Origin of the sequence: Dyella sp. S184 (genome assembly GCF_009766065.1) — a bacterium.
Lineage (GTDB): Bacteria > Pseudomonadota > Gammaproteobacteria > Xanthomonadales > Rhodanobacteraceae > Rhodanobacter.
Genome location: NZ_LMUE01000002.1, coordinates 865,681 through 887,957, shown reverse-complemented (window position 1 = coordinate 887,957; position 22,277 = coordinate 865,681). Strand labels below are relative to the sequence as shown.

Here is a 22,277-nt window from a genome sequence, read left to right as displayed (position 1 = left end):
GGTTAAACTTCTGGCATCGTTTATGGTCTGTAGCACGCCGCTGAAGTCCATGCTGCCTCTGGCAAGCCTGGTTTAAGCGGTATACACCGACCACGGAAACTGATAATGGATATACCCGAAGCCCAATCCCAGACTCGCCTGCAGCAGGTCTTCGCGCGATTGCGCGATGAGCTGCAAGGCTGCGTGATCGGCCAGCCGCATCTGATCGATTGCCTATTGGTCGCCTTGCTTGCCGACGGTCATTTGCTGGTCGAGGGCGCGCCAGGCCTGGCCAAGACCACTGCGGTGAAGGCGCTGGCGGCCCGGATCAAGGCGGATTTTCATCGGGTACAGTTCACGCCCGACCTGTTGCCGGCGGATCTCACCGGTACCGATGTGTTTCGTCCGCAAACAGGCAGTTTCGAATTCGAGCGTGGGCCGTTGTTCCACAACATCGTGCTGGCGGACGAGATCAACCGGGCACCGGCGAAGGTGCAGTCGGCACTGCTGGAGGCCATGGCCGAGCAGCAGATCACCGTGGGTCGCAGCACCTGGCAGTTGCCAGACCTGTTCATGGTGATGGCGACGCAGAATCCGATCGAGCAGGAAGGTACGTTCACCTTGCCGGAAGCCCAGCTCGACCGCTTCCTGATGCACGTGACGATCGGTTACCCCGATGCCGTCGCCGAGCTGGCGATACTCAAGCTGGCCCGCGAGCAGGCCAGTCGTCGCGCGCATCCCGCGATCGCGCCACCGGCCCTGCTGAACCAGACCGACGTGTTCGCGGCACGCGATGCGGCGATGGCGGTGCATATGGCGCCAGCACTGGAGGAATACCTTACCCAGCTGGTCCTGGCCACGCGTGATGCCGGTCGCTACGGCGCCGAGCTGAAGCGCTGGATTGCGTGGGGCGCCAGCCCTCGTGCAACGATTGCCCTCGACCGCTGTGCGCGAGCCATGGCGTGGCTGGCCGGCCGCGACTATGTGTTGCCCGAAGATGTGCATGCCATTGCTCACGAGGTACTGCGTCACCGCGTGCTGCTCAGTTACGAGGCGGAAGCTGAAGGTGTGCGGCCGGATCAAGTGATCGATCGCCTGCTGGATCTCGTGCCGCTGCCGTGAACGCTGTCGCATCACAACGTGCGGATGGCGATGGTCGTAGCCAGGTGTCGCTGGCCGAACTGATCGCGCTGCGTGCGCGAGTCGGTCGTGTTCGCATGGCGCCGTTGCTCAGTCGTGCGGCGCGCAGCGGTCAGCAGTCCAGCCGTCTATACGGCCGCGGCATGGACTACGCCGAGTCGCGCGTCTACCAGGCCGGGGACGATGTGCGCCGGCTCGACTGGCGCCTGACCGCGCGTAGTGGAAAGCTGCACACCAAGCTGTTCCAGGAGGATCGCGAAGGCTGCCTGCTGATCCTGCTGGACACCCACGCCAGCATGCGTTTCGGTACGCGGGCGCGCTTCAAATCGGTACAGGCGGCGCGCGCGGCGGCCTGCGCCGCCTGGTATGCGGTTCGCGCCGGCGAGCGGGTCGGGGTGATGGCGTTTGGCCATGCCGAGCAGTTGTTGCGCCCACAGCCCGGCCCACACGGTGCGCTGGCGGTATGTGGTGCGCTGGCCAATTGGGACGCGCAGCCATCTTCAGACAAGATCGAGCCGCTAGCCGACGCGCTGACGCGTGCCAGCCGTGTGCTGCATGGTGCCAGCCGCGTGTTGCTGATCAGCGATGGCTTCAGCTGCGATGCGTCGGCGCGGCAGCGCCTGCTCGATCTCACCCGACACGCTAGCGTCAGCGTGCTGGTAGTCGCCGATGCATTGGAACTCGCACTGGCACCGGCCGGCCGCTATCCGCTGGAGCATGCCGGTGAGCGCAGCGAAGTGCTGCTGCAGTCCGAGCGTCAGCGCCACGACTTCCAGCGTGTACTCGGTGCCGGCTCGGCCCGGCTTGGCGAGTTGGCGCAATCACTGAATCTGCGTTGTAGCCGCATCGATACCGTGGCTGACCCGCTTGAATCGATCACGGGCCTGTTCGGCGCCGCGAGGTCGACGCGATGACTACTCAGGCTATCCAGCCTGGCGCGGCGGCTGCACCAGCGGGCCCCAGCCTGCGTGATATCCACCTGCCACCCCAACCATCGTGGTGGCCGCCGGCACCGGGTTGGTGGGTGCTGGCCGTGTTGCTGCTAGCGTTGCTGCTGTTTGGCGTCTGGCTATGGCGACGGCATCGGCGTGTGGTTTGGCGACGTGAACAAGTGCTGCTCGAACTCGACGCACTTGCACGCCGGCATCAGTTCGACGGCGATCAGGCGGCGCTGGCGAACGGCTTGCATCAGCTGCTGCGACGCGTGGCGCGCCGGCACGATGCAATGGCCACGCAACAGCGTGGCGAAGCGTGGCGGCAGACGCTGGCAAGGGTGCCGATCGATGCGATCACACTGGATCGGTTGCTGATGTTGGAACAGGCGATCTATCGCCCGCAGCCGTCGTTCGATCATGCCGCCGCCGTGGCGGCCGTGCGGCAGTGGCTAGGTCTGGCATTGAAACCGACGATATGGAAGCCGCCGGCAGCGGAGCGCACCCATGCCTGAGTTTGCGTGGCCTTGGGTGATCGTGTTGCTGCCGTTGCCGTGGCTGCTGCGTCGCTGGCTGCGGCCAGCGGCACCGGGGCAGGCCTTGCATCTGCCGCAACCGGGGCTGCAACTAGCCACGGTGGGCGGCAATGCCGCGCACGGTATCGTACCCTGGTTGCTGGCATTGGCATGGCTGTGCCTGCTGACCGCAGCGGCGCGCCCGCAATGGATCGGACCACCGCAGGCCCAGCAGCGCAGTGGACGCGCCGTGATGCTGGCGGTGGATTTGTCCGGCAGCATGCGGACGCCGGATATGGAACTGGCGGGGCAATCGATCAGCCGCTTCGGTGCGGTCGAGGCGATTGCCGGTGACTTCATCGATCGCCGCCGTGGCGACGAGATGGGCCTGGTCCTGTTCGGCAGCCAGGCCTTCCTGGTGACCCCGCTGACCTACGATCTGTCGGCCGTGCGTGCGCAATTGCAGGGTGCAGCGGTGGGACTGGCCGGTACGGAGACGGCGATCGGCGATGCGATCGCGGTGGCGGTGAAGCGGCTGTCGGCGTTGCCCGAGCAGGCCCGTGTGCTGGTGCTGCTCACCGACGGCGTCAACAATGCCGGCAGCATTTCGCCGCGCGAGGCAGCGCGTGCGGCCAAGGCCGCTGGTGTGCGTATCTACACCATCGGCATTGGCGCCACGCAGATGCGCGTGCCGGGATTCTTCGGCAGCCAGCTGGTCAATCCCTCGGCGGATCTGGATGCGGACATGCTCACCACGATCGCCAAGGAAACCGGCGGCCAGTTCTTCCGTGCCACCGACGGCAATCAACTGGCGGATGCCTACCGCGCGGTCGATGCGCTGGAGCCCATGCCGCAGCACGGGCCGACGTTGCGGCCGCGCCATGAATTGTTCCGCTGGCCGTTGCTGGCTGCGATCGTGTTGCTATTGCTGGTGATCGTGCCACGCCAGTTTGGCCGCGCACCGGAGCAGCTTGCGTGAACGAGGCGCTGCAACAATTCCATTTCATGCGGCCATGGTGGTTGCTAATGCTGGTCGCCTTGCCGTTGCTGGGCTGGCTCGGTACGCGGCGCAACGTGACGCAGCTGGAGTTGTCGCGGCTGGTCGATGCCGACCTGCTGCCGCATCTGCTGCGTGGCCGCGCCGGCAACCGAAACCTGCCGCTGTGGTTGTTTGTGCTGGGCTGGATGCTGTGCGCGCTGGCGCTGGCCGGCCCCAGCTGGAGCCGCATCGCGCAACCGCTGTATGCGAGCCGTGCGGCGCAGGTGGTGGCGATCTCACTGTCGCAGCACATGCTGTCGCGCGACGTCGCGCCGAGCCGGCTCGATCGCGCGCGCTACAAGGCGCACGACCTGCTGGCCAGCAATCGCGATGGGTTGAACGCGCTGATCGGCTATGCAGGGGAAGCCTTCGTGGTGGCGCCGCTGACCTCCGACGCGAACAGCCTCGATGACCTGCTCGATGCGATGGCGCCGGACACCATGCCGGTGGACGGCAACAACGCGGCGCTGGCAATCGAACGCGGCGTGGCGCTGATTCATGACGCCAACGCCAGTGGCGGCTCGCTGGTGTTGATCACCGACCAGGCCGATGCAGCGGCAGATGCCGCTGCGCGCAAGGCCATCGCTGCCGGTGTACGGGTATCCGTGCTCGGCGTGGGTACACCGCAAGGTGGACCGGTACCAGTGGCCGACGGTGGCTTCCTGCGAGACGCGCAAGGCAACATGGTGCTGGCCCGCCGGGATGACGCCGCACTGGCCGCGCTGGCCAGCGCTGGTGGCGGCCGCTATGTGCCGATGAGCGCAGGGCACGACGATATCGATGCATTGCAGACGCAGTTGCATGCCGGGCCGGCTACCGTGGCAAGCGGGCAGAGCGGTGACGAATGGCAGGACCGCGGTCCGTGGCTGCTGTTGCCGTTGCTGCCACTCGTGGCGCTGGCATTCCGGCGCGGCTGGTTGCTGTTGCTGCCGTTGGTGCTGCTACCGCTGTTGCCGGCCACGGCCGAGGCAACCACCTGGCATGACCTGTGGCAGCGCCCCGATCAGCAGGCGGCGCAGGCGCTGCGCAGCGGCAATGCGAAGCAGGCGCAGCAGCTTGCGCGTAATCCGGCGTGGCGTGGCGTGGCCGCGTATTGTGCCGGCGACTATGCCAGTGCAACGCAGTCCCTGCAGCATGCGCCCGGCAGCGATCCGGCATACAACCTCGGCAATGCACTGGCCAAGCAAGGTCAGTATCAACAGGCCATTGCTGCCTACGACCATGCGTTGAAACTCGATCCCGCGAATGCCGACGCCAAGGCAAATCGTCAGGCAATCGAGGACTGGTTGCACCAGCAGCAGAAAAAGCAACAGGACCAGCAAAAGGACAAGCAACAGCAACAGGGCAAGAGCGGCGACAAGGGCCAGTCCTCATCCGGCACGCAGGGCAAGGATGACAAGGCGGATAAACCACAGTCGCAGGACCAGAAGTCCGAGCAGGGCAGCGGCAAGCCATCCGACAAGGCGGCCCAGGATGGGCAGCCGAAAGCGCAGGACCAACAGGGCAATGATCGCTCCGGCAAGGATCAGTCCGGTGATCAGCCCAAACCGCTGACTCCGCAGCAGCAGGCCGAACAGAAGGCCCAGGCCGAGCAGGTCCAGAAGGCCCTGAAGCAGCAGATGGATCAGGCGCTGGCAGGGCAGCCGAAGGATCAGCAAGGCACGCCGACCCATCAACTCGGTTCGATATCGAAGGACGATCCGCAATCAAAGCTGCCGGCGGATCTGCGCCAGGCCCTGGAACGTGTACCGGATGATCCCGGCGCGCTGCTGCGGCGCAAGTTCGAACTGGAATATCTGCAGCGCCACGGCGGCGCGCCAAACGAGGATGATCAGCCGTGATGTTTCGACGATTCATTGCAGGATGGTTGCTGGTGTTGCTGCTGATTCCGGCACTCGGCCATGCCACTGATGTGACGGCCAGTCTGGATCGCGACAGCGTGCAGCTGGGCGAGACGGTGACGCTGAACCTGCGCATCAACGGCAGCGCCGGCAACGTCGACGTGCCCGACCTGCACGCGCTGGCCAACGACTTCGACATCCTGGGTACCTCACAGAACAGCAGCCTCAGCGTCGTCAATGGCGCGGCGACTTCCTCGATGACATTCGGCATCGCCCTGCGACCGAAGCATGTCGGCGACTTGCAGATTCCCGCACTGAGCGTGGCTGGCAGCCAGACGGCACCGTTGCAGCTTCAGGTGAGCGCGCCCGATCCGGCGACAGCTGCCACCACGCACAAGGACGTCTTCATGGAGGCGCAGGTCGAGCCGGCACACGGCTACGTCGGCCAGCAGCTGAGTTACATCGTGCGGCTGTACTACGCCAACCGCATCAACGGCGATGCACCTGCGCCGCCGCAGGTCGACAATGTGGAGATCAGCCAGCTTGGCAACGGCCTGAACTACGATGCCGAGCGTGGCGGCCGCACCTATCATGTGCTGGAACAGCGCTATGCACTGATCCCGCAGCGTGCCGGGCACATCGACATTCCCGCCGTGGATTTCCAGGGCGCGGCGATCGATCCAAATGATCCCAACAGCTTCTTCGGTGCCAGCATCCCGGTCTCGGCCAGTGCGCCGGCACAGGCCATCGAGGTGCAGGCCGCCCCGGCCGACTGGGGCAAGATCGCGTGGCTGCCGGCGCGTCAGTTGAACCTGAGCCTGGACGGTTTGCCGACGGCACAGGATTCGCCGCGGGTCGGCCAGCCACTGAACCTCACCATGAACCTGCAGGCGACCGGCCTGTCGTACGAGGCGCTGCCCGCGCTGAGTCTGCCGCCACTGGATGGCGCCACGGTGTATCCGGACAAGCCGGCCAGCGGCAATCACAACGATGGTCAGTGGATCATTGGCTGGCGTCAGCAGGCATTTGCAGTCGTGCCGGAGCGCGCCGGTACGCTGACCATTCCCGCCACCACCTTGAAATGGTGGAACGTGTTGACCGACCGCATGGAAGTGGCGCAGATCCCGGCGCGCAGCATCACCATCCTGCCGGCGATCGGCGGTGCTGCCACTCCGGCCAGCCCGCTAGCGACTGCAGCAAGCACGGCGGCAAACGTGCCGGCGTCGACGGCCAGGGTGACCACCGTGGCGCCGGCCACGCCATGGCGCTGGATAGCCCTGGCCAGCATCGGCCTGTGGCTGCTCAGCGTATTGGCGTGGTGGCTGTGGCGCCGACGCCGTGCGGCAAGCGTAAGCATTGCACCAATGCCAACACCGATGCCAACGCACACGTCGGCGCGCGAATGCCAGCAGGCCTTCATCGCCGCGGCCTGCGGCAGCGACACGTCGTTGCAAGTGCACAATTTGCTGGCATGGGCGCGTGCGGAGCGACCGGCAATCCAGCACCTGGGCGAACTGGCGGCGGCGCTGGGTGACGAATCGCAGCGCGCAGCGATCGCCACCCTGCAGCAGCGCCACTACGCTGGCGCGCCGGTCGTCAAGGGTAAAGAAAGTCTGGTCGAGGTGTTCAAACGCGGTTTCATGTGGCGCGCCATCGATGGGACTGACGACGATGCAGTGCTGCCGCCGCTGTACCCGTTCAAGCTGCATTGAGTACGGGTTACTTGGTATCGAGCGCGTGCTGGAAGACTGCGCGCATGGCATCGCTGAAACAGCACAAGGTGACCTCGGTGGCGGCATCATCGGCAAGCTCATCGTGCAATGCATACACGGCCACCGCAGCAGCCAACGCGGATGGATAGCCGTAGACGCCACAGCTGATCGCCGGGAACGCGATCGTGTGCCCGGCGTGTTCGCGCAGCAGGCGCATCGCGTTTCGGTAACAGCGTTCAAGCAACCACGCCTCGTCGTGACCGCCGCCATGCCAGATCGGTCCCACGGTATGGATCACGTGGCGCGCGGGTAGTGCAAAGCCAGCTGTGATGCGCGCTTCGCCAGTTGGGCAGCGCATGCCAGGCGCGGATTCGGGCAGGGCGCGGCAGGCTTCAAGCAGGGCTGGTCCGGCCGCACGATGGATCGCGCCATCCACGCCGCCGCCGCCGAGCAGGCTCGGGTTGGCGGCGTTGACGATGGCATCCATGCGCAGCGTGGTGATGTCGGCGGTGATGGCCTTGATGGGCATGGTTTCGGCGAGGGTGGCGGCTTATGCTTCAGGCGTACATTCGGGTACGCAGAGGTTGCAACGGATCATGGCGAGTACGGAAGACATTTCCTTCGGGTATCTGCTGAACGACGTGACCTTGCTGTTTCGCAAGCACTTCGACCGGCGTGCGGTGAAGTTCGGCTTGACCCGGGCGCAGTGGCGAGCGACCAAGATGTTGTATCACCGCGAGGGCTTGCGGCAAACCGAACTGGCCGAATATCTGGAAATGGAACCGATCGCGGTGGGCCGGGTGATCGACCGTCTGCAGGCCGCCGGTTTCGTCGAGCGCCGTGCTGATCCGAAGGACCGCCGTGCCTGGCGGCTTTACACCACCGAACAGGCGCGGGTGATCATCGACGATATGGAGCTGATCGCCCGCGACCTGCGCAAGGATTCCACTCGTGGTATCGACTACGACGAATTGCAGCAGGCGCTGGCAGTGATCGGCCGGATCAAGGACAACCTGCTGGCGCTGGAGCAGCTGCCGGGCGAAGCCGCCCAGTCAACCTGAAACCGGGGTTTGCAGGTCGTGTAGTCGGTGGCATTAAAAAAGGCGGCCATGGGCCGCCTTTTTTAATGCTGGCTTGCGTGAGGCCTTATTCCCCGGCGCCGTCTTTGGCGAATGCGCCCGGCGCGGAACCGAAGTCACCATCAGCCTGCGCGGCCATGTATGAGAAGGCCGCATAGACGGCGATGTTTTGCGCCAGCTGCTGCGGGTCGATCTTGTCGAGCGTGTCGTTGGAGGTGTGGTGCCAGTCGAAGTAGTCCGTGCCGTCCTGGGTCAGCGACAACGCGGCCATGCCCTTGCCATGCATCTGCGACAGATCCGAGCCGCCGCCGCCAGGGAGTTTGGCATCGTAGGCCACGCCGATTGGCGCCAGTACCTTGGCGATCTGCCCGATCGCATCGCGTGCCTCGGGCTTCACGCTGGCGCTCATGCGCCAGACCGGGCCGGAGCCGAAATCGGACTCGGTGCCGAGCTGGAAGTTGCCGACGTCGGCGGCGTGCTTCTCGGCATACGCCTTGCCACCCCACAGGCCCATCTCCTCGTTGGCGAACGCGATCACGCGGATGGTACGATCCGGTCGCTGCGGCAGGTCGTGGATCAGCTTGCCGGCGGCCATCGCGATCGCCACGCCAGCGCCGTCGTCGATTGCGCCCGTGCCCGGATCCCATGAGTCCAGATGACCGCCGATCGCAACGACCTGGTCAGGATATTTCTTGCCAGTGATCTCGCCGATCACATTCGCGCCGGTGTACTCGCCGACAATGCCGCAGTCCAGATCCAGCTTCACCACGACCGGCTTGCCGTAGGCCAGCACGCGTTCCAGCTGGTCGGCGTCGGGATTGGACAGCGCCGCGGCGGGAATCGCCTTGGCCGGATCGGTGAAGCCGGTGACGCCGGTATGCGCAATGCGCTCATTCGCATCGGTGCCGGCCGAGCGCAACAGGTAGCCCGCCGCGCCCTTGGAGGCAGCGATCACCGGCCCGGCGGTGCGGACCGCCGAACCCATGCCGTAGTCGTGGCCATCCTTGTGGCGCTGCATGCGGTAACCGATGTAGACGATCCGGCCCTTCACGCTGGCCGGGTCGGCCGCCTTCAGTGCGGCCAGGCTGTCGAATTTCACTACCTGTGCGGTTAGGCCACCCTTCGGCGTGCCGGCCGAGTAGCCCAGCGCGGTCAGCACCAGCGATTGCGGGAACGGCGCGACGATCGCGCCGTGCTCGCTGCGACGTACCCACAACGGATACGTCACCGCTTCGGTATAGACCTTGTCGTAGCCGAGTGCCTTGAACTTGGCGATGGCCCATGCGCGCGCGCGCGGATCGGCATCACTGCCGGCCATGCGTGGGCCGACCTCGGTGGTCAGTGATGCGACGACCCGGTAGCCGGTGTCGTCATGCATGGCCTTGTTGCGCAGCTGTTCGGCCGTCTTTACGGCTGCAGCGGGGATCGTGGTGATACTGGCGGCGCTGGCGATGCCGGTGGCCAGCATCAGGCTGGCAGCGAGCAGGGTGAGGGGAAGATGGCGCATCGGGTTACTCCGCAGGGTAAACACCGATTATGGCGCTGCTGCCAGGTATCGCTTAGGCCAGAAGTCATGCCTGCCGTGGAAACGACAAGAGCCGGGACACTGGTGGCCCGGCCCTTGGGTGCGGTGTTGCCTTACGGTTTGTTCTTCAGCAGGTCGCGGATCTCGGTGAGCAGGACCACGTCAGCCGGTGGTGGCGCCGGAGCTGCTTCCTGTTTCTTCTGCATGCTGTTGATTGCCTTGACCACCAGGAAGATCGCAGCAGCGATGATCAGGAAGGTGATCACGGTATTGATGAAGTCGCCATAACCAACAGCCACTTCGGCGATCTTGTGCTTCGGATCACTGTCATCGCCCGGCTTGAGTACCCATTTCAACTGGCTGAAATCGATGCCGCCGGTAAGCATGCCGATTGGCGGCATGATGATCTTGTCGACCAACGAACTGACAATCTTGCCGAACGCGCCGCCGATGACCACACCGACCGCCAGATCAACGACGCTGCCGCGCATGGCGAAAGCCTTGAATTCCTGCAGCATGCTCATGCTTTTTCTCCGTAGGTTGGGCCGAATGGCCTATGGACTTTAGCGCAGGAATATCGTTGAGCACAGGGCGTGGCGCATGAATTCAGACGATCTGGCCATCCAATTCGGCAACCCCGATCAGCTCGGCGTGGAAGCGGTCACCGCGTTGCAATGCAGCAACGCCAGCCGGTGTGCCGGTGAAGATCAGATCGCCGCCTTTCAGCTCGAACAGCGTCGATAGCGCCGCAATTATTTGCGGTACGCCGTGCACCATTTCGCCCAGGGTGGTTCGCTGGCGCAGCTCGCCGTTGACGCTTAGTTGCAGCACACTGTTCGCATCCAGCGTCGCTTCAGCAGCCGGGCGCAGTGCGGAAACCGGTGCGGAATGGTCGAACGCCTTGGCCACGTCCCACGGATGTCCCTTGGCCTTGGCTTGCGCCTGCAGGTCGCGGCGGGTCAGGTCCAGCCCTACACCGTAGCCCCATACGAGTGTGGCGGCCTGTTCCGGTGTGAGGTCGTGGCCGCCGCTGCCGAGCGCCACCACCATTTCCACTTCGTGATGCAGGTCGGTAGTGGCTGAGGGATAAGGTACGTCGGCACCGTCGCTGACCACCGCGTCGGCTGGCTTGCAGAAGAACATCGGCGCGGACTTGTCCACGCTGGCGCCCATTTCACGGGCATGCTCGGCGTAGTTGCGGCCGATGCAGAACACCCGGCGGATCGGGAAGCGCTGATCGCTGCCGATGATCGGCAGGCTGGGAAGGGCTGGTGGCACAATCGTGTAGGTCATGGCGCAAGCGTAGCAAACTGATCAAGGGGATGACTGGGGCTTGCATGGGTGACAGCTGTCATTGACGATGGCTGATGCTGCACCCTGATGGCGCCTCAGCTGATCAGCCAGTCTTGTACTTGTCGAGCAACCGGCCGGGGCCGGGCAGGGAGTAAGGGTGAGCAACACCGATCTGTTGAAGGAACTGCGCATCGAGCGCCATCAGCGTGACGATCACGACGGTGGCGGCGGCCGCTGGCCATGGATCATCGGCGTTATCGTCGTGATCCTGTTGCTGCTGGGTGGCGCCGGCTGGATGCTGCTCGGACATCGTCCCGTGCCGGTGCAGACGGCTGTCGCGGTAACACCCACGTCGGACAGTGAAGCCGGTGCGGTGCTCCAGGCCACCGGTTATGTCACGGCGCGTCGGCAGGCGACCGTGTCCGCGCAGATCACCGGTACGCTGACCGCGGTGCTGATCGAGGAAGGTGACCACGTCACCAAGGATCAGGTGCTGGCGCGGCTGGACGACAGTGCCTACAAGTCGGCGCTGGATGCCGCCAAGGCAGCGGCCGAAGCCGAACACGCACTGGTTGCACAATTCCAGTCGCAGTTGGCGCAAAACCTGCGCGACGCTGCACGAGACGACACCCTGGCCGCACAAGGTCTCGTGGCCAGGCAGGTCGCCGAGCAAGCCCGGACGCTGGCCGACAGCACGCGAGCACAGCTGGTATCGCAGCAGCGTCAGGCAATTTCCTATGACGCCCAGGTCACCGAGGCACAAGTCAATTTCGATTACTGCGTGGTGCGTGCGCCGTTCACCGGCGTGATCACCACCAAGGACGCGCAGGTCGGCGAGATCATCTCGCCATTCTCCGCCGGCGGCGGTTTCACCCGCACCGGCGTGGGCACCATCGTCGACATGGATTCGCTGGAAGTGGACGTCGACGTCAACGAGGCCTATATCGGTCGGGTCAAGCCGGACATGTCGGCGGAGGCGGTACTGGACGCCTATCCCGACTGGAAGATTCCTGCCCATGTCATTGCCATCGTGCCGACTGCCGATCGTGGCAAGGCCACCATCAAGGTGCGCGTGGCGCTGGAGAAAAAGGATGCACGCATCGTGCCCGACATGGGTGTGCGCGTGTCGTTCCTCGAGGTGAAGCCGCAGGCCGCCGCACAGGCGCCGCAAGGTGTGCTGGTGCCGGCTACGGCGATCGTGCAGCGCGACGGGCATAGCGTGGTGTTCGTGGTCGAGGGCGCTCAGGCGAAACAGCGCACGGTGAACCCGACCGCACAAGCCTATGGCGAACTGCGCCTGCTGCCGGCGGCAGTGAAGCCGGGCGACAGCGTGGTGATTTCGCCGCCCACCGACTTGCACGACGGTTCGGACGTCCAGACGAAAACCGCAACGCCATAGAGCCATTCTTTTGCAGCGGCTTCAGCCGCGACAGACACAAGGTATCCGGAGAAACACATGGGCACACTGATCGATATCCAGAATCTCGCCAAGACCTACGAGCGCGGCAAGCAGAAGGTCGAGGTGCTGCACCACGTCAACCTGGCGATCGCCGAAGGCGACTTCCTGGCGCTGATGGGGCCATCGGGTTCAGGCAAGACCACCTTGCTGAACCTGATCGGCGGCCTCGATACGCCGACGGCCGGCAGCATCACGGTGGGCGGTCAGCGCATCGATCAGCTCGGCGGCGGCGCACTGGCAAAATGGCGCGCGTCGAATGTTGGCTTCATCTTTCAGTTCTACAATCTGATGCCGATGCTGTCGGCGCAGCGTAATGTGGAACTGCCGCTGCTGCTCACCAAGCTATCCGGTGCCCAGCGCAAGAAGAATGCCTCAATAGCCTTGCAGCTGGTGGGGCTGGCCGATCGCGCCACGCACAAACCAAGCGAACTGTCCGGCGGCCAGCAGCAGCGTGTGGCGATCGCCCGGGCGATCGTGTCTGATCCCACTCTGCTGGTCTGCGACGAGCCAACCGGTGACCTGGATCGCCAGTCCGCCGAGGATGTACTCGGCCTGCTGCAGCAACTCAACCGCGAGCACGGCAAGACCATCGTGATGGTCACCCACGATCCGAAGGCGGCCGAGTACGCCAGCCATACGCTGCATCTGGACAAGGGCACCCTGGTCGAACAGGCAACGGCGTGAGGAGACGACGATGAAATACCTTCATCTGATCTGGGCGGCGCTGTTCCGGCGCAAGACCCGTACGATACTCACCCTGGTGTCGATCATCGCCGCGTTCCTGCTGTTCGGCATGCTCGATGCGGTGCGCACCGGTTTCGACCAGGCCGGCAACAGCGCCAATGGCGCAGAGCGCTTGCAGACCGGCTCCCGGCTCTCCTTCATCCAGACCTTGCCGCAGTCGCTGGAAGCACGGATCGCGCAGGTGCCTGGCGTGAAGATGGTGACTTACGCGAACTGGTTCGGCGGGGCCTACCAAGACCCGCACAACCAGGTCTTCAGCTTTGCGGTGGAGCCGAACTACCTCGATCTCTATCCCGAGATGGAAGTGAGCGCGGCGGAGCGCAAGGCGTTCGACAATACCCGTACCGGCGCGCTGGTTGGTGAAAAGCTGGCTGAGCGATTCCACTGGAAGGTGGGCGACAAGATCCCGATGCAGTCGACGATCTTCCCGAACCACGAAGGCAGCAAGAACTGGACGTTCGACATCGTCGGCATCCTGCATTCGAAGGACAAGAAGGCTGGCGGTTTCTACGACCAGATGTTCCTACTGAACTGGAAGTACTTTGACGAGACCACGCCCTACAACCGTGGCCAGGTCGGCTGGTATGTCACGCGCGTCACCGACGTGAATCAGGCCGATCGCGTGGCCAAGGCGATCGATGCGATTTCGGCCAACTCCGATCATGAAACCCGCACGCAGACCGAAGCGGCGGCGACTGCCAGCTGGATGAAACAGCTTGCCGACATTGGCCTGATCGTCAGCTCGATCATGGGCGCGGTGTTCTTCACCCTGCTGCTGCTGTCGGGCAACACCATGATGCAGGCGGTACGCGAGCGCACCTCCGAACTGGCGGTGCTGAAGACGATCGGTTTTTCCAGCCATAGCGTGCTGGCGATGGTGCTGGCCGAGTCGGTGCTGCTGCTGTTGCTTGGTGGCGTATTGGGACTTGGCCTGGCGATGCTGATGGTGGGCGGCATCCAGTCAAAGATGGGTGGTGCGATACCGATGGGCCCGGTGGATGCGGGCATCTGGGTGCACGGCTTGCTGCTGATGGTCGCGGTCGGCCTGCTGGTCGGCGCGTTGCCGGCGATCCGCGCGATGCGTCTGAATATCGTCGATGCACTGGCCGGGCGCTGAGGAGAACGAGCATGTTCCTGCACTTTCTGATGTTGTTGTTTTCCACTTTCGCGCTGGTGTCTGCGGTTTTCCTGGCGATCTGGATGCTGCTGACCCGGCAGGGCAGGCAGGCGGTTTCGATCACATCGGTCGGGCTTAGCACGCTCAGGCAGCGACTGGGCATGTCGTCGGTGATCGTGGTGGGCATCGCCGGCGTCGTGGCAGTACTGGTCGCGTTGTTGGCGATGAGTGACGGCTACCGCGAGACGCTGAACAAGACCGGCAGCGCTGATACCGCCATCGTGATGCGTGGCGCCTCCGCCTCCGAAGTGATGTCGGTGCTCGATCACGACAGTGTCACCCTGATTCCGCAGGCCGTCGGCATCGCGAAGGATGCGAAGGGGCAGCCGATCGCCTCGCCCGAGCTGGTGGTCGCGGCGAACCTGCCGCTGAAAGGCGGTAGTGCAGACGACGAGGGCAGTGTGCAGTTGCGTGGTGTCGGTGAACAGGCCTGGGCGGTGCGACCGAACTTGAAGATCATCGAGGGCCGCAAGTTCACCCCCGGCATGCGCGAGCTGATTGTCGGCAAGGGTGCAGCGAAGCAGTTTGCCGGACTGGAGCCGGGTCACGAGATCCGTCTCGGTAGCCAGCTGTGGACCGTGGTCGGCGTGTTCGCCTCCGGCGATGCGATGGATTCCGAGGTATGGGGCGACGCGGGCGTGGTGGCTGATACGTATCGCCGCGGCGGCAGCCGGGCGTCGGTTACCGTGAAGCTGGCCGATCCCAAGGCATTCGATGCGTTCAAGACCGAGCTGGAAGCGAATCCGCAACTCAAGGTCGATGTCAGCACCACGCTGGATTACTTCAGCAAGCAGTCCGAAGGCATGAGTAGCTTTCTCACGGTGATCGGCATCGTGGTGGGCTCGATCATGGCGATCGGTGCTATTTTCGGCGCACTCAACTGCATGTTTGCCGCGGTCGCGGCGCGTGCGCGCGAGATCGCCACGCTGCGCGCGATCGGTTTCCGTGGCCTACCGGTGGTAGTGGCGGTGATGCTGGAAACCATGTTGCTGGCCTTGCTCGGTGGCCTGCTCGGCGGTCTGCTCGCATGGCTAGTCTTCAACGGCTACAGCGCCTCCACGTTGGCGGCCGGTACGGTCGGCAAGCTCAGCTTCGAACTCAAGGTCTCGGCGGAACTGCTGTGGGTCGGCCTGCTGTGGGCGCTGACGATCGGTTTCATCGGTGGCCTGTTTCCCGCCGTGCGTGCGGCGCGATTGCCGGTGACCACGGCATTGCGTGAGCTTTAAGCGGAGAGGTGACGTGCGCTACTGCAGCGCACGTCACCTCTGAGTGAGTATCAGGCCGAGCCCGAGCACAGGTGTACCAGCAGCCACAGACGGGTTCTGCCAACCATGGTGTTACTCGCGGTCGGGCCGTTCGCGTACCGGATGCTTGCTCAGTTTGCGCTGCAGGGTACGGCGGTGCATGCCGAGCCGGCGCGCGGTTTCGGAGATGTTGCCGTCGCATTCGGTCAGTACGCGCTGGATGTGCTCCCACTCCAGCCGGCGCAGTGCCAGCGGTGCTTCGGGCGTATCTGGCAACTCATGCTCGTCGATATCGTTGCTGTCACCGTCGAGCAGGGCGCGCACCACGGCATCGGCATCGACCGGCTTGGCCAGGTAGTCGTGTGCGCCGCGCTTGATCGCCTCGACCGCGGTGGCGATCGAGGCGTATCCGGTCAGCAGCAGTACGCGCAGATCGGGTACCAGGGCATGCAGTTCGGGAATCAGCCGCAGGCCATTTTCCTCGCCCAGCTTGAGGTCGAGTACGCAGTAACGCGGATGATGCCGACGTGTCAGCGCGCGAGCCTCGTCGAAATTGGTTGCCGTGATCACCTCGAAACCGCGCGAGCCGAGTGCTCGTGCCAGCACGCGCACGAAAGTGGTGTCGTCGTCGACCAGTAGCAGTGGACGTGCCGTGGCGGTTGGGGGCAACTCGGTCATCGCAGCGGTTCCTCAGGGTCGTGCAGTGCTCATTCTTGCCGGATGCGACATCGGGTGCACGTGTGGCGTCGTGTCGCAGTGCGCTCACTGCTCCGCAATGACCGCCAGCGGCAGGCGCAGGCACACCTCGGCGCCGTGATGGGTATTGCGCGCGGTCAGTTCACCGTTCAGGCGTTCGGCAGTGGCCTCGGCCAAGGCCAGGCCAATACCAAGCCCCGCCTGCTTTTGCGAGTATCCGAGTAGTGCAGCGTCGTCCGTGTCGTCAAAGCCGGGGCCTCGATCGCTCACGCTCAACTGCAGCCAGCCAGCATCGCGCGCGACCTGCAGCACCACCATCTGCGAGTCGCAGCTGGCCGAGGCATCGGCCGCATTGTTGAGCAGGTTGAGCAGGGCATGGCGCAGGCCCGGCGGTGTGCGCAACACGGTCTGTGCGGTGACCTGGTCCAGCTCCAGGATCAAGTCTGCTTCCGGCCGCAGCAGCTGGAAGCGCTCCAGGCAACTGTGGATGAACTGCGCCACGCTGAGCCGCTCCGGCTCCTGCGATAGCTGCGCCTTGCCGAACGCGACCATCTCGCGCAGGATCGTGCGGCAGCGATCGACCTGACCTTCGAGCAAGGCCAGATCTTCGGCCAGCAGGGCATCGCCGGCATGTTCGCGGCGAATCTCGGGCAACAGCGTGCGCATCGTCGACAGCGGTGTATTGAGCTCATGCGCGGCGCCGGCGGCTTGGGTGGCAATCGCCAGGATGCCTTCGTCACGCAGCGCCCGTTCGCGTACCCGCTGCACTTCCAGCTGCTGCACACGCAACGCATGTGCCAGCCGATTGATGAAGAAACCCAGTAACAGCGCGCTGATCACGAAGTTCACGCCCATGCCGGCCACATGCAGCGAAAAGCCGCCATGTAGTTCGCCTTGCATTGGCATCGGTAACGGCACATGCCAGCGCAGCAGGACCAGGTAGGCGAGGCCGGCCAGTGCGGACACCGCCAGGATCGCGGGTACCGACAGCGCCGCGGCGCTCAGCGCGATCGGCACCAGCAACAGGGTGATAAACGGATTGCTGGCGCCGCCGGTGAAATACAGCAGGTAGCCGAGGACCAGCGTATCGGCGCCGATATGGCCGATGGTTTCCCATTCGCGCAGCGGCCACGGCTGGCGCAGTCGCCAGGCGGCGAATACCGAGAAGATGGCGAGCAGGCCGATGCCGAGCAGCAGCGGCAGCAGCGGAATCTGCAGCTGCATCCACCAGGCGCAGACCAGCACGGCCACGCTTTGCCCGGCGATCGCGCAGAGCCGCAGCCACGCCAGCGTCCGGGCCAGAGCAAACGGGCCGATGCGTGTGGTTCGATGGGACATCGCGATCATGGGCTGATCAGAAACCCTGTGGAACCCGCCACCGTTGGCGGCGGGTTCATCGGACTCACGGGCTGTCGAATTCCTCGCTGCGTACAGCGGGCAGCGGAGTGTGGTTGTTCGCCGAATCGGAGTGACTGGCCGACAGCTTGTTCATCAGCGGCAGCATGACCAGAGCGATCACTACGCAGGCGATGCCCACGAAGCCGAGCTTGTTGAACAGGCTCACGTAGATCGTCAGCGACTGCACCGGATCGGTGATGTTGTCGGGGATGTGCGCATAGTTGGCCACGATGCTGCCGAGATACTGCGACAGGCCCACGGCCACGTAGTACGCACCCATCATGAAGCCGCCCATGCGCGAAGGCACATAGCGCGCGATCATCGCCAGACCGAGACCGCTGACCAGCATCTCGCCCAGCGAATACCAGCCGTAGCCCCAGACCATCGTCCACGACGACACCTGGCCGGCCACCGCTGCGCTTGCGCCCACGCCGTACATGAAGAAGCCTACGGCCACCGCGGCAAAACCCAGCGCGAACTTCAGTGCGATCGACGGATCCTTGCCGACCCGGCCGAGCGCGTTATAGGCGAACACCAGCACCGGGCTCAGGACAACGATCCAGAACGCGTTGAGGTTCTGGTACTGCTCGGGGATCCAGTTGAACAGGTGGGCGCCGAACACGTTGAACGAGAGGTCCACGTTGTGCTGCGCGAACAAGTTCAGCGACGTCGCCATCTGCGAGTAGAAGATGAAGAAGAAGATCGTCTGCACGGTCAGCACCAGCGCCGCGATCAGGCCGGCGCGTTCACTCGGCTGACTGCTGCGGATCAGGTGGGCGAACACGCCGAGGATCACGACGCCGGCGGCGTACACGCAGACCTTCGCCACCGTTTCGCTCTGCAGAATGAAGGCGACCACGAAGACCAGCAGGAACGCGACACCGAACACAGGCAGCGCGCGACGCATGTTCATCGGTTGGTCGTCCGCAGGCGAGCCGATGCGGCCCAGCGCGCGACGCATGAAGTAATAGATGATCAAACCCAGGACCAGACCCACCGCGCACGAGCCGAACGCGGTGTGCCAGCCCATCGAATCGCCGTAATGGGCGGCAACCTTATCGCGGATGATCGGCGTCAGTGTCATCGAGAAGAATGAGCCGATGTTCACCGCCATGTAGTAGATGGTGAATGCGCTGTCGATCTTGGTGTCGTCGCCCTCGTAGATCTTGCGCACCAGGTTGCCCGCATTGGGCTTGAAGAAGCCGTTGCCGACCACGATCACGCCGAGCGCGAAATAGGTGAGGTTGGCCGGGGTCAGCAAAGCCATCAGGCCGCTGCCGCCATCGGTCAGGCCCAGCGCTTCCGGCGGTATCCACAGGATGCCGTAGCCGAGTGCCAGAACAACAGCGCCGATCAGCATTGTGCGACGCGTACCCAGCAGCTTGTCGCCGACCCAACCCCCGATGGCAGGCGTCGCGTAGATCAGCGCTGCCGCTGCACCCCAGACCAGGTTGGCCTTGGTGTCGACGAAGCCAAGCTTCTTCATCAGAAACGTGACCATCAACACCTGCATGCCGTAGAAGCCGAAGCGCTCCCACATCTCGATCATGAAGACGGTAGTGAAGGAGCGCGTCTGGGAGACGGGCGGGTTCTGGATTGCCATATCTTTTCCGTACGTGATTCGAACTATGGCGACGCCAGGGCCGCCGGTGACATGCGACCCTGAACGGATCACAACCGCCGAAGCGTAACCTATTCGCCATCCTGGTGTAGCTGCACTGCGACATGACGGAATCTTGCGACTGGCGCCGGGTTGTGCCGGTTCCGCTTGAGCCACTCCTGTGGCAAGGCCGCCTGTGGCATTATTGATGGCTTGCGCGCCCTATGGAGAGCTCCGCCCGCCATGCCGATCTTCGAGCTTTCAGGCCGCCCGTTCGGCGTGGCCGTCCCTGCCTTTCCAGCCCGGCGATTGCCGGCGTTCGCCTGAGCGGTCGCGTCGAGATGGCAGCCGAAGGTTTTCGCGGTCCGAAGCAGCTCTGGCAAGCGCTCCAGTGGTCGATGAAGGGTTTTCGTGCCGGCTGGCGCCATGAGGCCTCGTTCCGGCTCGAAGCCTGCCTGGCGATCGTCCTGATTCCGCTCGGCCTGTGGCTGGGTCATGGTCCACTGGAAAAGCTCGCCCTGGTATTTCCGTCCATGCTGGTGTTGTCGGCCGAACTGCTCAATTCGGCGATCGAAGCGGTGGTTGACAAGGTCAGTCCGGAGTTCCACGAACTGGCCGGCCGCGCCAAGGACATGGGCTCGGCGGCGGTGTTCGTGCTGCTGGTGCTGGTGGTGCTCAGTTGGGGCTTGATTCTCGGCCCGCGCCTGCTCGGGTGAGCCAGCGCACGCCTTCCTGCGTGACTGGATTGCGCCGGGTGGTGTGGGATGATGCAATGACTATCCATCGCACTGGAGCGACCTCATGAAACTTCTGCGCAACTTCGTGCTGTTGTTGCTCGCCGTCAGCCTGACCGGTTGCGGCTACAACGCCATGCAGCGACAGGACGAGGCGGTCAAGGCGGCCTGGTCGGAAGTGATCAACCAGTACCAGCGGCGTGCCGACCTGGTGCCGAACCTGGTCAATACGGTCAAGGGTTACGCCCAGCATGAGGAAAAGGTCTTCACGGAAGTCACCAACGCCCGTGCCAAGGTCGGCAGCATCCAAATGACGCCGGAGCTGGCCAACGATCCGCAGGCGCTGGCGAAATTCCAGGCCGCGCAGGGCGAGCTGGGCAGTGCGCTCTCGCGACTGATGGTGGTCAGCGAGAACTATCCCACCCTCAAGGCCGACGGCCTGTTCCAGAACCTGCAGGCGCAGCTGGAAGGCACCGAGAACAGGGTCACCGTGGCGCGTAACCGCTATGTGCAGGCGGTGCAGGACTACAACTCGATGATCCGCACTTTCCCGAACAATCTCACCGCGAAGATGTTCGGCTACACGATAAAGCCGAACTTCAGTGTGGATAACGAGAAGGCGATCTCCACCGCGCCGACGGTGGACTTCGGCAACAGCGCACCGGCGCCCGCCGCCTCGGCGCACTGATGATGCTTCGGCGCTTTCCGCGCCTGCTGCTGATGCTGGCGATGGCGTTGCTGTCGCCGGCACTCCTGCATGCGGACACGGCGGTGCCGAAGCTGGCGCGCCACGTCACCGACCTCACCGGCACGCTGACCGCAGTCCAGGTCAACCAGCTGGATGCGCAACTGGTCGCGCTGGAGAAAGCCAAGGGTGCGCAGCTGGTGGTGCTGATGGTCGGCAGTACCGAGCCGCAGGCGATCGAAGAATATTCGCTGGCGGTAGCCGAAGCGAACAAGATCGGCCGCAAGGGAACCGACGATGGCGTGCTGCTGCTGGTCGCGAAGAATGATCGGCGCGTGCGCATCGAAGTGGGTTATGGCCTGGAAGGCGCGATTCCGGACGCGGCGAACGCGCGCATCATCCGCGAGTACATCGCGCCGAAATTCCGCAGCAACGACTACTTCGGCGGCATCAGCGACGCGGTCGGCGCGCTGACCCAGCTGATCAACGGCGAGCCGTTGCCGCCACCAGTGCAGGGCGCTCCCAGCGAGGGGCATGCCGGTCCCGGATTGCAGAATAGCCTGATGATCGGCGTATTCGTGGCGCTGTTCCTGCGCAGCCTGCTCGGCCGGGCCGGCGCGTGGGTGCGCGCTCCGCTGGGCGCCGTGCTCATCGGTGGACTGCTGTGGCTGCTGGTCTCGATGGGCGCCGGCATCCTCGGCGCACTGATCGGCGGCGTGCTGATGTTGCTGCCTGGTGGTGCCGGGCGTTCGATCGGCGGCGGTGGTTGGGGCGGTTTTGGTGGTTTCGGCGGCGGTGGTGGGGGCGGTTTTGGTGGCGGCGGTTTCAGCGGTGGTGGCGGTAGTTTCGGTGGCGGCGGCGCTTCGGGGAGCTGGTGATGGGGCGCGTGCAACGAATGCTGACCAATCTGTTTGGCCACTGGTTCCAGTTGCGCCGACGCTTTCCTGCTGCGCTGCTCGACGAGATGACCACGGCGATTGCTGCTGGCGAACGTACCCATCGGGGTGAAGTCCGTTTCGCGATCGAGTCGCGGCTGGCACCGTTGGCGGTACTGGAGGGCTTCGACGCACCGGCCCGTGCGCGGCAGGTTTTCAGCCAGTTGCGGGTATGGGATACCGAGCACAACAGCGGCGTCCTGTTCTACGTGCTGATGGCTGAGCACCGCATTGAAATCGTCGCCGACCGTGGCATCGCCGCGCGGGTGACGACAGCCGAATGGGATGCGGTCTGCGCACGCATGCGTGAGTGTTATGCGCGCGAGCAGTGGCGCGAGGGCAGTCTCGCCGGGATCGTCGCCGCGCATGCGCTGCTGATGCAGCACTTTCCCAGCGACGGCACGGACAACCCGGATGAATTGCCGGACCGACCGGTACTGCTCTGACACCATAAAACCAGCCATCTCCGGGGACCGACCGACTCCTTGGCCGGAGCGAGTGGTACAGCGACAGACGCCGCACAGCTACACTTGGTCTTTGCCAACCGCCT

At 64.4% G+C, this 22,277-nt stretch carries 22 protein-coding genes; 15 read left to right on the top strand and 7 right to left on the bottom strand.

Annotation, left to right across the window (positions count from 1 at the left end):
* The first annotated feature begins 105 nt into the window (after positions 1-105).
* From GSQ75_RS03765 to GSQ75_RS03740, 6 genes are read left to right on the top strand one after another with little or no spacing between them, the layout of a single operon-like run.
* Positions 106-1,101 (top strand): MoxR family ATPase, encoded by a 996-nt coding sequence (locus GSQ75_RS03765; protein ID WP_158753172.1) that lies wholly within the window; start codon positions 106-108, stop codon positions 1,099-1,101.
* Entirely contained in the window at positions 1,098-2,033 is a 936-nt protein-coding gene (locus GSQ75_RS03760) for a DUF58 domain-containing protein (RefSeq protein ID WP_158753171.1), read from the top strand. Before GSQ75_RS03765 ends, GSQ75_RS03760 begins: the two co-directional genes overlap by 4 nt.
* Complete coding sequence (locus tag GSQ75_RS03755; protein ID WP_158753170.1) at positions 2,030-2,566, top strand: DUF4381 domain-containing protein; 537 nt, start codon at positions 2,030-2,032, stop codon at positions 2,564-2,566. Before GSQ75_RS03760 ends, GSQ75_RS03755 begins: the two co-directional genes overlap by 4 nt.
* Positions 2,559-3,545: a VWA domain-containing protein gene (locus GSQ75_RS03750; RefSeq protein WP_158753169.1), complete on the top strand. Its 987-nt coding sequence runs from the start codon at positions 2,559-2,561 to the stop codon at positions 3,543-3,545. Before GSQ75_RS03755 ends, GSQ75_RS03750 begins: the two co-directional genes overlap by 8 nt.
* Positions 3,542-5,446 carry a tetratricopeptide repeat protein gene (locus GSQ75_RS03745; protein ID WP_158753168.1) on the top strand — a complete coding sequence of 635 codons (1,905 nt, stop codon included), beginning with the start codon at positions 3,542-3,544 and terminating at the stop codon, positions 5,444-5,446. Before GSQ75_RS03750 ends, GSQ75_RS03745 begins: the two co-directional genes overlap by 4 nt.
* Positions 5,446-7,158 carry a protein BatD gene (locus GSQ75_RS03740; protein ID WP_174236689.1) on the top strand — a complete coding sequence of 571 codons (1,713 nt, stop codon included), beginning with the start codon at positions 5,446-5,448 and terminating at the stop codon, positions 7,156-7,158. The genes GSQ75_RS03745 and GSQ75_RS03740 overlap by 1 nt, the downstream gene beginning before the upstream one ends.
* A 7-nt stretch (positions 7,159-7,165) precedes the next feature.
* Here the strand turns inward: GSQ75_RS03740 and GSQ75_RS03735 are convergent, their stop codons facing one another.
* Positions 7,166-7,687 carry an O-acetyl-ADP-ribose deacetylase gene (locus GSQ75_RS03735; RefSeq protein ID WP_158753167.1) on the bottom strand — a complete coding sequence of 174 codons (522 nt, stop codon included), beginning with the start codon at positions 7,685-7,687 and terminating at the stop codon, positions 7,166-7,168.
* A gap of 67 nt (positions 7,688-7,754) precedes the next feature.
* Between GSQ75_RS03735 and GSQ75_RS03730 the strand changes: the two genes are divergently transcribed.
* Positions 7,755-8,219: a MarR family transcriptional regulator gene (locus GSQ75_RS03730; protein WP_158753166.1), complete on the top strand. Its 465-nt coding sequence runs from the start codon at positions 7,755-7,757 to the stop codon at positions 8,217-8,219.
* Positions 8,220-8,304: 85 nt separating this feature from the next.
* Here the strand turns inward: GSQ75_RS03730 and GSQ75_RS03725 are convergent, their stop codons facing one another.
* The 3 genes from GSQ75_RS03725 to GSQ75_RS03715 form a co-directional block, all read right to left on the bottom strand.
* A complete protein-coding gene (locus tag GSQ75_RS03725; RefSeq protein ID WP_158753165.1) occupies positions 8,305-9,744 on the bottom strand; it encodes a M20/M25/M40 family metallo-hydrolase in 1,440 nt (479 codons plus the stop codon).
* A gap of 131 nt (positions 9,745-9,875) precedes the next feature.
* The gene (gene mscL / locus GSQ75_RS03720; RefSeq protein ID WP_158753164.1) at positions 9,876-10,286 is read right to left on the bottom strand and encodes a large-conductance mechanosensitive channel protein MscL; all 411 of its coding nucleotides are present in this window, start codon (positions 10,284-10,286) and stop codon (positions 9,876-9,878) included.
* Between the two features lie 82 nt (positions 10,287-10,368).
* The gene (locus GSQ75_RS03715; RefSeq protein ID WP_158753163.1) at positions 10,369-11,055 is read right to left on the bottom strand and encodes a fumarylacetoacetate hydrolase family protein; all 687 of its coding nucleotides are present in this window, start codon (positions 11,053-11,055) and stop codon (positions 10,369-10,371) included.
* A 157-nt stretch (positions 11,056-11,212) separates the two neighbouring features.
* Between GSQ75_RS03715 and GSQ75_RS03710 the strand changes: the two genes are divergently transcribed.
* Genes GSQ75_RS03710 through GSQ75_RS03695 form a run of 4 tightly spaced genes read left to right on the top strand, consistent with a single transcriptional unit; the run spans position 11,213 to position 15,661 of the window.
* A complete protein-coding gene (locus GSQ75_RS03710) occupies positions 11,213-12,454 on the top strand; it encodes an efflux RND transporter periplasmic adaptor subunit (protein ID WP_158753162.1) in 1,242 nt (413 codons plus the stop codon).
* Between the two features lie 57 nt (positions 12,455-12,511).
* Entirely contained in the window at positions 12,512-13,198 is a 687-nt protein-coding gene (locus GSQ75_RS03705) for an ABC transporter ATP-binding protein (protein WP_158753161.1), read from the top strand.
* Between the two features lie 10 nt (positions 13,199-13,208).
* Entirely contained in the window at positions 13,209-14,375 is a 1,167-nt protein-coding gene (locus tag GSQ75_RS03700; RefSeq protein ID WP_158753160.1) for an ABC transporter permease, read from the top strand.
* A 29-nt stretch (positions 14,376-14,404) separates the two neighbouring features.
* Entirely contained in the window at positions 14,405-15,661 is a 1,257-nt protein-coding gene (locus GSQ75_RS03695; protein WP_254058475.1) for an ABC transporter permease, read from the top strand.
* 111 nt (positions 15,662-15,772) lie between these two features.
* Here the strand turns inward: GSQ75_RS03695 and GSQ75_RS03690 are convergent, their stop codons facing one another.
* The 3 genes from GSQ75_RS03690 to GSQ75_RS03680 form a co-directional block, all read right to left on the bottom strand.
* Entirely contained in the window at positions 15,773-16,357 is a 585-nt protein-coding gene (locus tag GSQ75_RS03690) for a response regulator transcription factor (protein WP_158753158.1), read from the bottom strand.
* Between the two features lie 84 nt (positions 16,358-16,441).
* Positions 16,442-17,713 carry an ATP-binding protein gene (locus GSQ75_RS03685; protein WP_158753157.1) on the bottom strand — a complete coding sequence of 424 codons (1,272 nt, stop codon included), beginning with the start codon at positions 17,711-17,713 and terminating at the stop codon, positions 16,442-16,444.
* Between the two features lie 64 nt (positions 17,714-17,777).
* Positions 17,778-19,376: an oligopeptide:H+ symporter gene (locus GSQ75_RS03680; RefSeq protein WP_158753156.1), complete on the bottom strand. Its 1,599-nt coding sequence runs from the start codon at positions 19,374-19,376 to the stop codon at positions 17,778-17,780.
* Positions 19,377-19,714: 338 nt separating this feature from the next.
* On the opposite strand from GSQ75_RS03680, the gene GSQ75_RS03675 reads away from it, so the two are divergent.
* From GSQ75_RS03675 to GSQ75_RS03660, 4 genes are all read left to right on the top strand, one after another.
* A complete protein-coding gene (locus GSQ75_RS03675; protein WP_158753155.1) occupies positions 19,715-20,089 on the top strand; it encodes a diacylglycerol kinase in 375 nt (124 codons plus the stop codon).
* A gap of 85 nt (positions 20,090-20,174) precedes the next feature.
* Positions 20,175-20,795 (top strand): LemA family protein, encoded by a 621-nt coding sequence (locus GSQ75_RS03670; protein WP_158753154.1) that lies wholly within the window; start codon positions 20,175-20,177, stop codon positions 20,793-20,795.
* Between the two features lie 2 nt (positions 20,796-20,797).
* On the top strand, positions 20,798-21,670 hold the full coding sequence (locus GSQ75_RS03665) for a TPM domain-containing protein (RefSeq protein WP_216840633.1): 873 nt from the start codon (positions 20,798-20,800) through the stop codon (positions 21,668-21,670).
* The gene (locus GSQ75_RS03660; RefSeq protein WP_158753152.1) at positions 21,670-22,173 is read left to right on the top strand and encodes a TPM domain-containing protein; all 504 of its coding nucleotides are present in this window, start codon (positions 21,670-21,672) and stop codon (positions 22,171-22,173) included. The genes GSQ75_RS03665 and GSQ75_RS03660 overlap by 1 nt, the downstream gene beginning before the upstream one ends.
* Positions 22,174-22,277 lie beyond the last annotated feature (104 nt).